The sequence below is a fragment of the Chryseobacterium pennipullorum genome (assembly GCF_003384725.1).
Taxonomy (GTDB): domain Bacteria; phylum Bacteroidota; class Bacteroidia; order Flavobacteriales; family Weeksellaceae; genus Chryseobacterium; species Chryseobacterium pennipullorum.
The window spans coordinates 116876-133576 of the sequence record NZ_QNVV01000004.1; the positions used below are offsets into that span (position 1 = coordinate 116876).

The following is a 16701-nucleotide window of genomic DNA, read 5'->3' on the forward strand; positions in this document are numbered from 1 at the left end:
GTGTATGAGTATAGTATTACCACACAGAATGGACTTTTTATTATAGAAAAAGAAAAAATACGTCCAAAATTCTTAACCCTTATATTATGGATTCTGGAAAAATGGACGTATTAAGTCTTTATGCTCTAGAATTACTATGCAAAGGCTTCTTCAAGTTGTTTTGCTAGTTTCTCCTCAGAATTTTCTACACCTTCTGGAAGATAGATGTATTTGTGATTGAGAGTAACTTCCTCTCCAGATTCTTTGATAGTGTACTGATAAGGTTCTGTAGTAATCTTTGAAATTTTTCCTGACATCTCAGAACCTATTAAGCCTATACAAGTCTGTTCATCAAATGTAGTTGAAACAGTAGCTCTCTTGGCTGTAGCATAGTATTGACCCGTAATCTTGCTTAATACCATTTCAATACCACCCTGCACCTCTAAAAGATAAAAATTTGTTCCATCCTCTTTTTGTCTTCTTTTGTAGCTGATAATTCTTACCATTATTTTTTGATTTTGAGTTAAAAAATGACCTTTCTGAGAAACAAACTCATCACAAACCAAACTTTATTTTCAACTAAAATTCAATCTGCCTGAAAAATTTGTGTTCTCAGAAAAAGGTACGGGGGAGTTTCCCCATTCCAACATAGGTGGGGGGTGTTCTCTTAGGGGGCATTCACATAAAGATAAGTCCTCTAAAATTTTATTTTATAATTAATTTTTTGAGATAATTAAAATGAAATTAGTTTAACCACTGTTTAAGTGAATATTTGCTGATTTTAAAATAATCTATACTAATGAGTTACATTTATATTTATTAAATTAGCTCTAAACTAATAATCACAGAATGGCAATTAATGGAATTAGAACAATACAAAACGGGAAATATATTATTTTCTTTATTGAAAGTTTTTCTGATGAGCTTCAAGAATTAATTAGGAGTCAATTACAAGGTATCTTTCATGGTTTTTCTGAATATGACTCTTTAGATGAATATTATTCTTATCAAAATACTTTAAAATCTTTTCTTGACAGGTATAATAGCAAGGATAATAAGTCAAAAAAAGGTATAATTGGTGAATTACTTGCCCATATAATTTTAAATCATGAACTAGTTAACTTCAAATCATTATCAATACTAAAAAATAAAGAAGAGAGACAAGTAAAGAAAGGATTTGATATTATTTATTATAATACTGATAATATAAAACTTTGGTATACTGAGGTCAAGTCTGGCAACAAAAGAAGTTCTTCATCAAATTGCTCAGAAGCAAATACAATATTATTAAATAGATCAAAAAAATCAATCTCAGAGATGATTGATGAAAAAAGACAATCATTATGGGATTCAGCTTTAATAGATGTTAGATTAATGATTAAACAAGAAGAAGGTCTTCTAGATATAAGAAAGGTCTTAGCAAATGATTCTCCCAATTTTAAATCTGACCAAAAGAAAAGGGTAATTCTTATTAGTGTTTTATATAGTGAACTTTCTGAATTAATTGAAGAAATAAGTATATCAGATTTTACAGATAAAGCAATTACGGAAGATAATTTTGAAGATATTATTGTTATAAGTATCCAAAAAAGGATGTTTGAAACAATTGCAACTTTTTTAACAACTGAAGTGGCATGAGTGAATTAAAGTTAAAAGATTTTAGAAAAAATTTCCAAAACAGTGATTTTAAGGAACTATATGAAACATTTATTCTTAATAGGGAAATAAAAGAAAGTGATATTCAATATTTATTAAAAAGTGCCATAATTTTTTTGAATTTTGGAGATCAACACCTTCAAAAATTAGGCTATAAAATATTAATTGTGTACTCTAATAGATATGATAATTACAGTGCCTTATATGACTTTACTATAAATAAAGGCTTTATACCAGTATCACAATTTATTGAATCAAAGAGAAATATTGAAAAAGATAGTTTTTTTCAGATGTTTTTTTCAGCATTCCAAGAAAACTTCAGAGAGCAAAACTATTATTTGTCAAATGGTCAAAAAAAACTTACTGAATTTTCTAAAAATTCTGACAAAAATTTAGTAATTATTGCTCCTACTTCTTATGGAAAATCAGAAATAATTATAAAAAAAATTCTTGATAACCTTGATAAGAAAATATGTGTAATAGTTCCTAGTAAAGCACTATTGGCTCAAACCAAAAAGAGGTTGCTTAATCAGACAATTTCAGATTTTCAAATTCAAAGAGTTATTACCCACCCTGAGATGTATAAAGGAAATGAAGTAAATTTTATTTCAGTATTAACACAAGAAAGATTATTAAGATTGCTTCAAAAAAATGAAGACTTAAATTTAGATTTAGTTTTGATAGATGAGGCACATAATATTTTTGGGGACAATAAAGAAGATGAAAGAGCAATTTTACTAACACAAGTAATAATTATATTAAAGAAAAGAAACCCTAATATAGTTTTTAATTTCTATTCACCTTTTATTGCAGACTATAAAAACCTCACAATAAATCAAATTGAACTAGACCTAGAATCAGAAAGCATTAATGAATTTATAAAAAGTGAAAAATATTTTATTTGCGATCTATATGATGGTACTAATCATTTAGAATTGTATAATCAGTTTTCAGATCAATTTATTAATACCAATATTGAATATAATGATATGTTTCATTTATTGTTACAAGAAAAATCAGCTAAAAATATCATTTATCTAAATCGCCCAATGCATATAGAAGAACTTTCTGATGACTTGATGGCAAGAGTAGATGATGACTATGATATTGGAGAAATACAGGAAACAATATCTGATTTCATTCATCCTAATTACAAACTTATAAATTGCATTAGGAAAGGGATAGTATATCATCATGGTGGAATGCCTGAAATAATAAGATTATATGTAGAAGATATTTTCTCTAAACAAAATTATATTAATTTCGTAATAACTAGCTCAACTCTTCTAGAAGGAATAAATATTCCGGCAGAAAAAATATTTTTGTTTTCAACAAAAAAAGGTAAAAATTCAAACTTAACAGTTTCACAATTTAAGAATTTAATTGGTAGAGTTAATAGATTTAGTGAGATTTTTAATAAAGAAAAAGGAGACCTAAGACTTCTTGAACCAAATATTTATGTTGTAAAAAATAAATATTGCAGTAGCAATGCAAATATCAAAAAATTTATTTCAGACAGAGCTAAAGTAGAATCAATAATTAAAGATAATATTAATAATGTTCTACTGAAAAATGAAACTAGTCTTAACATTGAGGAAAAGGAGATTTTAAAAAGTTCACTTGAATCACTTGAAAATATTGAACCTAATACTACCAACCTAGAAGATATCCATTATGTTTCTTCTGAAATTGCAAAGCTTTGTTACAAAAACAACATATATGATTTTAATATAAAAAATAGTGAATACCAACTTAATGAAAATCTTAATTCATATAAAGAACAACTATTTCCTACAATAAAAACAAGTGATGAGCTAATCGAGGCAATTTATTTAATCTTCTTTAAGGAGATTGAAATAGAAAACAGTAATGTAAGTCGTTTACAAAATAACTCTGCCAGAAGGTTTTATTCTATGTTAATAGACTGGAGAAGTAAAAGTGCTTCGTATAAAGAAATGATAGCTAGCTTTTTATACTATTGGAGTAAATTGAGAGGTGAAGATCTAATGATTTATGTTGGGACTAGGTGGGGACAAGTAAAAAGACATTTTGAAGACAGAATTCCTCTTTATATAGATCTAAGAAACAAAAGTAATTCTGATAGGGTAAATATTGCAATATTGAGAATTAAAGAAGAACAAGATTTTATTGAATTTAATATTCTAAAATATATTGAGATTCTTTATGAGCTTCAACTTATTGAACAATCTTTCTTTGACAAGGTAAAATATGGTAGTTCAGACAAAAAAATAATTGTGCTTTTAAAAAATGGATTTTCTATAGAGCTTGCTAAATGTATATCAAGAGAAGAATATTCTCCCTTTATTCAAATTAATATAAATAATGATGAGGTTGTAATTAATGCAAATATAATCAACAGAATGGAAGATAATTTTGAAAATAAAATTTTGATATTTGAAATAAAATATCATATTAATACTCTATAATAATTGTTAGAAAAAGATAATGAATAAGGATTGGTTAGTTCTAGTTCAAAAATTTGATGAGGCAAGTGCTAGGACAAAATTTGAAAATATTTGTGAAGGATTATTTAGAAAACTAAATCCACAACGAACTGTAAGAACTGTAAGAGTGAATCAAGGTGATGGTGGGATAGATGTTTTTATTGGAGAAGTAGGAGAAGAACCTATTGATGTAATTCAATGCAAATTTTTTATTAATGGTGTTGATGATTCTCAAAAAAAACAAATTAGAGAATCATTTAACAAAGTAATTGAATCTAACGAATTTGAAACTAAAAGCTGGACTCTATGCATTATTAATATTTTAGATTTGCAACAAAATAAATGGTGGAGTTCTTGGAAAAAAAAGAATGAAGAAATCTATCAATTACCCAGTAATTTTATTTCTTTAAAAGATGGTAATGAGTTAATTGATTTACTAAAAGAACATAGCTTATACAATACATCTTTTGAATTAGAGGATAGTCTAAAAATTAAAGAAATCCATGATGTTTTAGTTAAAGGTGATTTACAAATTGATATTGAAAGCACTTTAAAAAATACCTCTTATGCATTACTGCAAGTTAAAAATTACATTGAAGATAAAACTAATACCCATATCACCAGAAATGAGGTTATATCAGTATACAATTGGATAATCCAAGATGTACCAATAAATCAGAAAAATGTTCTGGTTTTAAAAGGAGAAAAAGGGTTAGGTAAGTCTGCAATATTAAAAGATGTATATGAAAAACTTTGCTTAGAAAAATATAATGTTTTAGGACTAAAAGCAGATAAATTCTATTGTAAATCAATTATTGAACTTGAGATTAAATTATTTGATAAGTTACTTTCATTTGATAAGTTAATTAAAGAAACTGCAGGAAAAGGAGAAAAACTAATTGTTTTAATTGACCAAATTGATGCTATGTCTCTTACACTTTCCTCAAGTAGAGAGTATATTGAAACTTATAATAAACTTATTTCTAAATTACAAGAGTATCACAATGTTAGAATTGTTATTTCTTCCAGGTCATATGATCTAAAATATGATGCAGAATTAAGTATATACAATTCTGATATTTATAAAAAAATATCAGTTAATCTTTTCTCTGATGAAGAAGTTAAAAGCATTCTTAATGCTTTTAATATTAAATTCCCTCCAGACAAGGTCTTACAATTATTAAAAACTCCGAATCATTTAGATATTTATTGTAGAATATATGACAGAAATTCAAGACATGAAATTGACTTAATCTTCACATTAAAAGATTTATATGACCACTTGTGGAAAAAATATATATCCCCACAGAAAGGACTTAAGCTTAAAGAACTTATATATAAAGTGGTTCAAAGAATGTATAAAGAACAGAGAATTTCTGTAGGAAATATCTATGAGGATGACTATTATTCCGAATTAGGGTATTTAAACTCAAATAATATACTAATTGAATATGATAAAGAAATCCAATTTTTTCACCAAACATTTTATGAATATTCATTCGCGAAAAATTTTGTAGATAATAATGGAAATCTTGAAGCTTACATCATTGATAATGAACAAAGCTTGTATGTCAGATCTACTACTAAAATGATTGTTGAATATTTAAGAGAGTTTGATATTCAAAAATACACGAATACAATCAAAAACATTTTAATATCAGATAAATATAGATTTCATATAAAATCATTAATAATTAGTTTACTAGGTGGAATTAAGAATCCTTGTGAATTAGAAAAAAAACTTGCTCTTGAGATTCTATTTAAAAATGATGATTATGAGAATGTTTTTATAAGCTCAATTCATTCATTTGGATGGGTTCAATTTTTAATTTCTGAAAACATCCCATCAATCTATTTTAACATAACAAAGAGGAATGCTGAGAGAGATGAAGAATATAAATTTAGAAAGAGAAAATACTCAGATTATAATTGGAGCATATTTGTAAATAATATAGATGAAAACCCTATTTCAATTATAAACTACCTAGAGTCATTTAACTTTGAAAATAAAGAGGTTTTTATTGCAAATTTATTGCATTTTGTTAATAATTGGAGAGACCCTAGCCTTATACCTTATTTTGAAAAATACATTCCTTTTCAAAAAGAATCTGAAGGAAAAAGAGACAATCATTATTTTTATGAAGCTCTTAAAAAAATATTCCCACATGATAGAGACTATGCATATAAAATGTTAGAGATTTCCATTATTGATTTTTATGGGAAATTTGAATATAATTACAAATTTGAGCATTCTTTAAATGAAATTGTTAAAGATTTTTGTAGAATTGCTCCATCAGAATCTTTTAAATGTTTGTTTTCTATTTATAAAGAAATAGTTGATGAAACAAAAATACCATATTTTTATTATGGAAAAATTGAATCTCCACTTTATAGAAGTTCAAAAATAAATGATAAAGATATTCATCAAATTTATTCTGGAGAAAATGGATTAGAGGATTATTTGGAAGAATTTATTCTAAATAGTAATACAACCTTTTTCTTAGAATTTTATCAGAGTTATAAAAATTCCGATGATACTCTATTACTAAAAATAGTTATAAAAAAATTAGATTCTAACTATTCCTTTTATAAGAATGAAATTCTTGAATTGATTGAAATACTTACTTATAAAAATATATTTGGAGGCAGTGATGATGATTTGCAACTTCAACTCAGAATTTTAATTAGTAATGTTTATAAATTATTAGAAAAGGAAGAAAGAGAACTCATTGATAATATCTTATTGGATCTTAGAACTACATATGATTATTGGATTTGGAAAGATGAAAATGGAAAAAGAAGAATCAGTTTAAATGAGTTTGGAAAAAAGAAATATCTCTTTATAAAAGCACTTCCTTTTGATGAATTAATTAAAAACAGATTACTCTTCAAAACTTACAAAGAGCTTGATAGAAAATTTGGAGATCTAAATCCTAGAATAGCTGCTGATACTTCTGGAACTATATGGTCTTCAGTAAGTCCCCCTTTATCAGAATCTGCTTGTAGAAAAATGTCTTTGAAACATTGGAAGAAAAGTATGATTAAGTACAATGAAAATTACGAGTCAGATAGATGGACATTTGGTAATATTGAGGAGCATTCTAAAGTGTTTCAAAAAATTGTTAAAGAAAATCCGAGTAAATTTTATGATTTCGTAGAAAGTTTGTTTAATGATAAACAAATTTCTGAAAGATATATTTTAAGAGGGATTGGAGGATTAATTGATGGAAATTACAATCCAAATAAAGTAAAAAAACTTTTCAAGCAATTAATTACTCTTGATATTAATAATAGTTATTATGGAAGTGTTGTAAACCGTTATATTGAATACTTTATTGAAAATAAAAATATTGACAAGGATATTGTACTTTATTTAAGTGATTTAGCTCTTAATTACCCTAATAAAGAGAAAGAGCATAATCCTAATTATCCATTACATGATGCAGTAAACTCAGTTGTAGGCTCTGCTGTAAGTGAATTAATTCATTGTTTTTATAATAAAGAGTTTGAGGAGATAATATTTTCTACAATTGAAAAACTGATTGAAAAACCAACTTGCAATGATTCTGTAAAAATCATGTTATTAAATGATTTGGCACATCTTAACCGTTTAGATGTTAATAGAGCTTTTAGAATTTTTGAGGAGTTAACTAATACTACAGATCATAAAATCTTGAAACATTCCATTAATCCTTCACAGTATTTTAACAATAGATTTCATAATAAAATGGATGGTTATTTTAAAAGAGTATTAGAATGTCCTGAAATTTATAAACAAAATTATGTATTGATTTCTAGTTGGCTGCTGGGTTTAGACAATGAAAAAAAATTATATTACAAATTCATTGAAAAAGGTAAAGATGCAAAATTATGCGCTATAGATGTTGCTGAAGAATTTCTGATAGATGAGGATACAGGATTAATAAATTTAAAAGCACTAGAAATACTTTCAGAGTTTTTATCAGAAACTGATAAAGAATTTGCAGGAGAATATTCTTGTGTGATTTTAAGAAAGTTTAAACCAGAAAATTTTCAACATTTTTTTCCATTCCTTAATGAATACTCAAAAACAGTATTATGTAGAAAAGACCCAAGATACTTTTTACAATACCTTTCAACATGTTCAAAAAATTATCCTGAAAAATGCTTAGAATTACTTCAAAACATAGATTTTAGAGACAAGCCTGATATTCAAGATAGTGGATATTATGACAAAGAACCAATCCAATTAATCCTTGCAATTTATAGTAAATTGGTTTCAGAGATAATTAAAAATAAAACTTTAATTAATCAATCTTTAGATATTTTTGATGGTATGTTGAAACATAGACATCTTAGAAATAATGCTAATCAAGCAATAGAAACATTAAAATAATTAGTTATGAATTACTACAAAGAAGATGAATTAAAAAAAGTTTTGATTCATGAACTTGGTCATTTTGTTGCACACCAAATTTTATTTGAAAATTTTGAATATTCAGAGCCTATTAATATTGGAATTTGTTATGAAAACGAAAAATATTTAGGTCAAGTTAATGCCAGACGTAGAAATAATCACCCAAAAAGAATTGCTTATCCTGGGCAATCAAATATGCAGGAATTTGAAGATGTAGCTAGTACACTATATGGGTGTATATTTCAAAGTATATTTACTCGTATTGATGTTTGTAATTGCTATAATAGTATTGATGGTTCATATGATTTTAGTCAAATAAAATTAGCATTTATAGAATTTGGAGAAGATATAGAACAGTATAAAGACCTTTTCTTTTCTCATTTTCACATTTTAAATCAATCTGAAATACCCGAGATGATTTCTCAAATTAGCTTAAATGACTTTTTTGAACCAAAACCGAATAATCAATATCTAATTTTATCTAGAGATGTATTAAATAATAGTAATATTAAAAAAATTATTAAAATTGTCACTCCTATGTATCTTAACTTTTACAAAAAAATAAAAAAAAGAAACCCCACCGTATAAAGTGGGGTAATAATCAACTCAAAAACCAATGATAATTAGGACTACCATTAAGTGTTTTTTGAATACCTTTTGAAAACTCAAAAGCATTCAAATTTCTATCTAAGAATGTGTCTATATAACTACTCTTATTAGCTTGTGTAAAGAGATTGTAAACATCCCAGAGATTAACTCTACCATCCTCTTGCCTACAGAAATTCTTGTCCTCATAATAATCCTTTGCCATAGTATTGATATGACTGTCATTAAAATTCAGTAAAGGAATATTCTGTTTCTCAGACTTAGGTAAATGCTGATATAATCTACTTCTCCCAATAAGTTGAGCAAACTGATGTTCAGAAAGAAAATCTTGTGTAAACATTTTCATTTCCATAAGATGTATCTCAGCATTATAATTTTGTATTGTTTCTAAAACCTTTGAATACAAATCTTGGGAGCTCCCAACTCTTAAATCTTCAACAAAGCCATCACTACTCACACAAAGATTCATACAAACTTGATTTTGAAAGCCAATGAAAAATTTAAACTTTTCCAAAGATTTCTTATTATAAAGATTTTCCAGATTATATGACCTCACTCCTCCAATAGTAAGAGAAAGTTCATTCCCATTGACAATATCAGTAATGCCTGGAACTTTAACAATAAAAGCCATTCTCTCATAATAAATGGTTTTCTGATGATCCAATAAATCTTTTGCATTCAGATATATGGCATCTGGAGTTCTGCCTTTAATTTGGTGTGAAACTCTGATTTCAGGATTTGTAATACTCTGCGTTGGAAATACTTTACCTATAGCATTAAGCACCACATCAATAAATTCCTGATGAGCTATTGTCTTTTCATTATCCTTGCTGAATACAGGAATAATACAATCTTGTTTCAAATGATGTAATGGTACTTCTATTGTATTAGCCATAATGAAAGGACTAGGCTGATTATCTCCATTTTCAGCTAGTAAAACAGGAGTATTAGATATATTCTGACCTTTAGACATTAAAAAAGCCTGAACTACATTTGAAGTTTCAGGCTTTTTATTTAGAATATCAGCTTGTATAGGGATACTAACATCATTCATCTTGCTTGGATAAAATACTTTTGTTTCTTCAAAGCTCTCATTATCATCTAGGAAAATATCTCTAATTGATTTCTTTTCTACAGAAGTAGTATTGCTTACACTTCTTAGCTGTAGATTAATGGGGGTTTCTTGTGGTCTTAAAATAATGTTGGAGGTTTTACTGAAACTTTGAGTGTCCATTTTTACTAAAGTTATTAGGGTTAATTAAATTGATAAGTAAAGATTTCTTAGCTTCAAAATCAGGTTTTAAGCTTTCCTGATGTTGTGGAAACTGTCTGTATAAAGCTAATAGTTCAGTAACAGACTTGCAGTTCTGAATAGCCTCATATACTTCCTGTTCTATAGCATCCATTAGATTCTGACTAGGAGAACATTCAAAAGCATCCTTTGGGTCTATTTTAGGCATAGAGTTTTTTCCTGTAGAACTAGGAACAAAACTTTCAAGAGAATTAGTTTTTGAGCCTGAATTACACCACTCTAAAATCTGTTTTCCTGTAGCTTCAGAGATTTTGAACTCAGCCTTTCCCATAAAGATTTCAGTTCTATCCTTACTTGACACAGCAAAGTGTTTTATATCTATGTCAAACACTAGAGTAAACTCATAGTCCAGTCCATCTCTCTGAACAGCTTTTAAGCCTACTTTTTCAGGAATGAACTTACCATCTTTCTGATTCAGCACATAGTCCTGTTTAGTCCTCATAGTAGCTATTACATGAGCATTACAGTGTAATATCTTATCCACAAAGAGCTTCTCTAAAGGCTTTATCTTAGCCCAGTTTGTAAAGCTGTTTCCTGCTAGTGAACTGTGATAATCTAGGAGATAATCCCAACAATGACTGATGCTATCCAGAATAATAACATTCATTCCAGACTTCTCACAGAGATCAATAGCATCAACATATTGCTGTGGTGTAAATGGAGGTTTCAATGATACTACATTGTAGTTACCTAAATGTGCATACAGGTCAGCACTCCCATTTTCTGTGTCTATAATGGCTACTTTAGATAAATCTCCATTAGTTAAACCTTGTGCCAACAAAAGAGCAGAGAATGTTTTCCCTGCTCCTGCACTCCCTTGTAAAGCCATTTTAATCTTGGCTTGTTTTCTTTCTGATTGTCTTAATTGCATAGTTTTGAAATTTAAAAATGAAATTATTTTATGAGTGGATTACAATTTGGCTATTAGCTTCAAATGTGCATGGGTAGGACTAAAACTATTGATATTGTCCTGAAAAAATTGTAATTTTGTATACCAAAAGTTTTGGAACAAAACTACAACAGAGTTGTCCTCCTCTGAATTCGTGCGTTGTTAAATCATAGATTTTTAAGGTTGGGGAGATTTAGAAAGAACCCCTTGTGTCATTTGCTGAAACTAACCATGTTAAGGCTAGAGCAGATGGAGTATAATTATTTTCATTGTTTAACTAGAAATAATAAATCCCTGTGCTTCTAGAGTACAGGGATTATGTTTTTAGAAAAGTGCATGTTTTGGTTTGTTATATATATAATCTTTCAAAGACTTGCACTTTTTTTACTCAGAGTCATTTAGCAATTCAAGAATCATATTATTATATGCCTCATAACTACCATACTCTTTTTCTATCATTTCTCTAAAATCACTAGGAATTTCAATCATATCATGCTTAGGTTCTTCTACTAAATTAATAATTTCACCTAAGCTTGGAAGTGGGACCTTTTCAATATTAGGGTATACTGAAATCTTTTCTGTACCAATTTTTAATCTAGGATTCTGTTTTCTTATTTCAAATTTAAAAAAGTCTTCAATGAGAATGGCATAGAATGAAGCTTTATTTTTTTCAAAGCTATCATTAACTCTTTTTTTAAAATTATATACTTCATTAGAAATATAGTTGTCCACTTTACTAAAGTATTCAATAGTTTCATGGAATTTTGAAATATCTTCTATTGATATGAATTCTGAAAAAGGATTTACTGGAAGATAATCATACCTTTCATTTCTTTTATTATAAGAAGTTATATTATTTATCATTTTCTCTCTGAAATAGTTAAGATTTAGAAATGCCTGTACTTTATTCATATATTCATTAGAATAATTACCTTCTTCTAGATTAACATGAAGAGCAGAAGCAATTCCATCTATGAAATATTGACTTCTAGTATATCCACTATCTCTAGATTTACAGGCATAATCAGCATGATAGAAGTATGATCTGCCATAATATTTAAAAGCCACAAATCTTAATAGTTCTTGTTCAAATATTGAGTTTTTGTATTCTTGGATATTGCTCCATACAGGTTCTTCTTTAGCATCTTCAGTTTTAATCTTTTTGAATTTAAGTTCAAACTCATTAAAAAGTTTATTTCTGAAATCTTTATAACTTTTATGAAAATTTGAGAGTTCAAAAACTCTTTCAATATAAGCTTCTCCAAAATATTCACTAAAATACTTATTGAGCTGTTTTTGTATATTCTCTTCTGTAAACCAAAGAATTTCCTTATACTCAAATCCTTTTAAATAACAATTTACAAATTGATTAGTAAAGGCACAATAGGTTATATATGCTGATAAATCTCCTCCAAAGAACCCAAAACTTGATGCTAAATAATTCTCACTTTCGTTGAGCTTAAAATTCTTGTAAGGAAGAAAGTCTAATCTGGCTAACTGTTTCCTATTTTTTTCTAATACTGCATTTATTCCAGATTGAACATTAGCTTTTAAATTATTTTTATAAAAACTGTGAATTAGCTTGTCTTGCAGAACTAAAGGAATATAGCAGATCTTCTCCTGTTGATCTAGAGACTTACAATGTTTTACTAGATCATAGTTTCTAGCAAAAATATCTATCTGCTCTTCTGTCATAAATGGTTTAAGAGAATCATATTCAAACTCATTTGGTCTAGATAGAATAATATGGATTTCTCCTTTTGTTCTTTGTCTTGCAACAGCTTGAATAACTGAGGTAATACCACTTGAAAATATACCATAATAGTTTTTAAATTTACTCTGAGAACCCAAAGGAGGAAGGATAATTACAAAAGCATGATTTTCTTTTTCTATACTGACTCCTGACTTAAAATTGGTTCCTACATTACATAAGGTATTATCAAATCTATTTTGTGTAGCTTCATTCTCAGATCTTTGATTATCTATATTTTCAGAGGTACAGTCATTTATCTTGCCAAACTTTGTTTTAGCTTTTTTCCAATGTTTTTATCTGATATTATAGATTTAGCTAGAGATCTGGAGTAACAAAGAACATCTATGTTTTTATTTCTCTTTAACAAGTCTTCAATTACATTAACAATTTCAGGAGTTGTGTTTTTAAACTTGTATGAGGAACTGTAGTAAAGGAATAAATCACTCTGATTTTCTTTATTTCTGATTCTGGGAAACTCAATAATATCAATTTTTTTATCTGTAAGTTCTGCTAGATACTCAATAACTACAAATGAAGCTTCAGTAAAAGTAGCACTAATGATAAAATTCTTATGAATTACATTTTTCCACTTCCAAAGATTAAACAAAAATTCTTCCTTAAAGTTAGGAATAGTGTCATGTACTTCATCATATATAAAGACTACTTTTTTGTTGTTCTTTTCACAGTCTTCAATGAGTTCATTTAAGTATTTTCTTTTTTTATCAGAGTTTTTATAACTATCTTCACCAGGGTTCCCTAAAAGGGTATTTGCTGTAACAACCTGGACTTTCTTTCCAATATATGGCTTATCAGTTCTGCCAATATTATTATAATTGTAGATTTGATCTACAGGGACTCCTCCTTTAGTATGAATTTCATTTACATATTGTTCAACCAAACTCACAAATGGGGTAGCAACAATAATAAGATAATCCTGATCTTTTGAATCATAGAATCTTCTTATGGTTTGAATAATGGCATAAGATTTTCCATTTCCAACAGGAGCATTTATTACAATAGTATTCTTTTCTTCTAGAATGATTGTTGGTTGAAGATCTTCATTAATATACCTATTAGAAGGTTCTTTAATTTGTTTAGCTACTGTAAATCCATTAGGATTAGATATTCCCTCATTAATTCTACTTACACTTGTTTTCTTGACTTTCTTAAATTCAATAGGAAAATCCTTAAAATGGTTATTAGGTAAATTCATGCTTAATAAAAAATTAACTGCCTTGTAAAAATACCACAAAGCAGTTAATCCATTATTATTTTAGTTTAGAATTTAACCTATTCATCTGCTCACCAACCTTACTCTTAACAACTTTTGCATAGTGCTCTTGAGTAATAGTGATTTTAGAATGCCCCAAAAGCTCACTTACAACTTCCATAGGCACATCATTGTACAATAATATAGTTGTTGCAAAGGTTCTCCTAGCTAAATGATGAGTAAGTCTTTTATCTAATCCAACTATATCAGCTATTTCTTTTAAATAAGCATTAAACTTTTGATTACTAAACTTAGGTAAAACTCTCTTTTCATCAACATAATCATATTTTTCAATTATCTTCTTAGCCTTAGCAAGGAGTGGTATTGATAATAAATGCTGAGTTTTTCCTCTAATCATATTAATCCATTCATTACCATCAAAGCCAATTATAATATGAGATTTCTCAAGGTTTACCATTTCATTATATGCTAAACCTGTATAACAGCAGAAAACAAACATATCTGCTACTATTTGTAATCTCTCTGCTTTAAATTGATACTCTTCTATTTTAGCTAGCTCTTCCCTAGTCAAATAAGTAATTTCTTTTTTGATATGCTTTACTTTGTAGCTTGTAAATGGTTCTTTTTGTATAATATCTTGGGATATAGCAAGCTTAACTATCTTCCTGAACCTTTGTATCATCTTATTAGTAGTTGCAAGGGCTAAGGATTTCTCTGCCTTCAGGAAGAATTCATAATCTTGAATAAACTTTAAGTCCAAATCTTTGAAATGATAATCTCCCTTATTAAAAGAATACTTAATAAAGTCCTTTAATAGTTCTTTTGCCTGTTTAAACTTCCATAAAGTTGCTATAGAATACTCCTTATCTATCAGCTTTTCAATTCTATCATTATGTTCTTGAAAAAGCTGTAATATAGTTTTGTTCTTTTTAGGAGGATTTCCTTTATACTGCAAGAAAATATCTTCCACATCAAACTCTTCTTCGTTTACCTGTAAAAACAAAAAAGCCTGATTAATTTTATTCTTAATCAGGCTCAATTGGGTATTGATAGTTTCATTCTCAGAATTTGGTGGTTTAGCTTTCTGTTGTTTATTATCCCACCTTTGAGGATTAATAAATATCCCTGTAGCAAAAGGTTTTCTTTCTCCCATGTAAGTAATCCTACACTTTAAGGGAGCTAGACCTTTACTATTAGATTTTGATTTATCTAATACAAATAATATTTTAATTGTCATTTTCTAGTATTAATGAGGGTTATAATGGGGTTCCAATTTCTCAGAATGGGGTTCCTTTTGGGGATCTTTTTTAGTGTAGATCTAAAAGATAATGAGAGTGTTCTAGAAAAAAGAAGAATATAAAACCTTGATTTTAAGGCATAAAAAAAGCCCAACAAACTTGACGTTTTGTTTGGGCTCTTAATTAGTGGTCCCACCTGGGCTCGAACCAGGGACCACCTGATTATGAGTCAGGTGCTCTAACCAACTGAGCTATAGGACCTCAAAACTTGGTTAAATTTTGTGTTTGCAAAAATAGTAAAATTTCTTTCACTACAAAATTTTTTATGGCTTTTCTTGGCAAAGTTCTACCAGCACGCCGTTGGTGGATTTCGGATGAAGGAATACAACTAATTTGTTATCAGCACCTTCTTTGGGTTCTTCGGAGATAAATTGAAACCCTTCTTTTTTTAATCTTTTTACCTCTTCAAGGATATTTTCAACGCCAAATGCCAGGTGATGGATGCCTTCTCCCTTTTTATCGATAAATTTTGAGATAGGACTTTCTTGGTTACTGGCTTCCAGCAGCTCAATTTTACTTTCACCTGTTTCATAGAAAGAAGTGACGACTCCTTCCCTTTCCACAGTTTCCTGTTTGTAGGATTCTTTTCCTAATAATTTTGCAAAAAGCTCATCAGAGACTCCCAAAGACTTTACGGCAATACCGATATGTTCTAATTTCATAGATACGAATACTATAATTAAATCTTAAATTTGATACTGCAGCTTATTTTCAAAGTATCAATTCAAACAAAAGTAGTAAATTTGCAGAAATTATGGAAAGTAACAGACAAAGAAAAGTAGCACAGATCATTCAGGAAGACTTCGCAGAACTTTTCCGCAAACAAGCTGCAGAGAGCAAACAGAGCATATTGGTATCCGTTTCGGATGTAAAGGTAACGGCAGACTTAGGAATTGCTAAAATTTATTTAAGTATTTTTCCTCAGGAATTCCGTTCCGCAGTGATGAAGGAGATTGAAGAAAACAAAACTCAGTACAGAAACTTCATCGGTCAGAAAATGGCAAAACAGGTACGAATCATTCCACAGCTCAACTTTTATCTGGATACAGCTCTTGATGATGTTGAAAGACTGGAAAGAGAATTAAGAGGCGAAGGCGACAATCCTGTTTTATAGAT

General features: G+C 28.4%; 12 protein-coding genes and 1 tRNA gene. 5 read left to right on the plus strand and 8 right to left on the minus strand.

Annotated elements, in window-relative coordinates:
• Nucleotides 1–134: 134 nt before the first annotated feature.
• Complete coding sequence (locus DRF67_RS06930; RefSeq protein WP_115927574.1) at nt 135–485, minus strand: hypothetical protein; 351 nt, start codon at nt 483–485, stop codon at nt 135–137.
• Nucleotides 486–828: 343 nt separating this feature from the next.
• Between DRF67_RS06930 and DRF67_RS06935 the strand changes: the two genes are divergently transcribed.
• The 4 genes from DRF67_RS06935 to DRF67_RS06950 are packed head-to-tail and all read left to right on the plus strand — an operon-like array spanning nt 829 to nt 9084.
• Nucleotides 829–1617 carry a Hachiman antiphage defense system protein HamA gene (locus tag DRF67_RS06935; RefSeq protein ID WP_115927575.1) on the plus strand — a complete coding sequence of 263 codons (789 nt, stop codon included), beginning with the start codon at nt 829–831 and terminating at the stop codon, nt 1615–1617.
• The gene (locus DRF67_RS06940) at nt 1614–4082 is read left to right on the plus strand and encodes a DEAD/DEAH box helicase (RefSeq protein ID WP_115927576.1); all 2469 of its coding nucleotides are present in this window, start codon (nt 1614–1616) and stop codon (nt 4080–4082) included. Before DRF67_RS06935 ends, DRF67_RS06940 begins: the two co-directional genes overlap by 4 nt.
• Before the next feature lie 19 nt (nt 4083–4101).
• Nucleotides 4102–8475, plus strand: coding sequence for an ATP-binding protein (locus DRF67_RS06945; protein WP_115927577.1), 4374 nt, complete (start codon nt 4102–4104; stop codon nt 8473–8475).
• Nucleotides 8476–8481: 6 nt separating this feature from the next.
• A complete protein-coding gene (locus tag DRF67_RS06950; RefSeq protein WP_115927578.1) occupies nt 8482–9084 on the plus strand; it encodes a M48 family metalloprotease in 603 nt (200 codons plus the stop codon).
• Between the two features lie 13 nt (nt 9085–9097).
• On the opposite strand, the gene DRF67_RS06955 is transcribed toward DRF67_RS06950, so the two are convergent.
• From DRF67_RS06955 to mce, 7 genes are all read right to left on the minus strand, one after another.
• Entirely contained in the window at nt 9098–10336 is a 1239-nt protein-coding gene (locus DRF67_RS06955; protein WP_115927579.1) for a DUF3871 family protein, read from the minus strand.
• Nucleotides 10314–11285, minus strand: a complete 972-nt coding sequence (locus DRF67_RS06960; protein ID WP_115927580.1) for an AAA family ATPase — start codon at nt 11283–11285, stop codon at nt 10314–10316. The genes DRF67_RS06955 and DRF67_RS06960 overlap by 23 nt, the downstream gene beginning before the upstream one ends.
• 402 nt (nt 11286–11687) lie before the next feature.
• The gene (locus DRF67_RS06965; protein ID WP_115927581.1) at nt 11688–13154 is read right to left on the minus strand and encodes a hypothetical protein; all 1467 of its coding nucleotides are present in this window, start codon (nt 13152–13154) and stop codon (nt 11688–11690) included.
• A 155-nt stretch (nt 13155–13309) separates the two neighbouring features.
• Nucleotides 13310–14269: a DEAD/DEAH box helicase family protein gene (locus DRF67_RS06970; protein WP_115927582.1), complete on the minus strand. Its 960-nt coding sequence runs from the start codon at nt 14267–14269 to the stop codon at nt 13310–13312.
• Between the two features lie 55 nt (nt 14270–14324).
• Nucleotides 14325–15524: a site-specific integrase gene (locus DRF67_RS06975; RefSeq protein WP_115927583.1), complete on the minus strand. Its 1200-nt coding sequence runs from the start codon at nt 15522–15524 to the stop codon at nt 14325–14327.
• Between the two features lie 188 nt (nt 15525–15712).
• Nucleotides 15713–15786, minus strand: a tRNA-Ile gene (locus tag DRF67_RS06980).
• A 62-nt stretch (nt 15787–15848) separates the two neighbouring features.
• Entirely contained in the window at nt 15849–16247 is a 399-nt protein-coding gene (gene mce / locus DRF67_RS06985; protein WP_115927584.1) for a methylmalonyl-CoA epimerase, read from the minus strand.
• A gap of 92 nt (nt 16248–16339) precedes the next feature.
• Here mce and rbfA point away from each other — a divergent pair, with 92 nt between their 5' ends.
• Nucleotides 16340–16699: a 30S ribosome-binding factor RbfA gene (gene rbfA, locus DRF67_RS06990; RefSeq protein WP_115927585.1), complete on the plus strand. Its 360-nt coding sequence runs from the start codon at nt 16340–16342 to the stop codon at nt 16697–16699.
• Nucleotides 16700–16701: the final 2 nt, after the last annotated feature.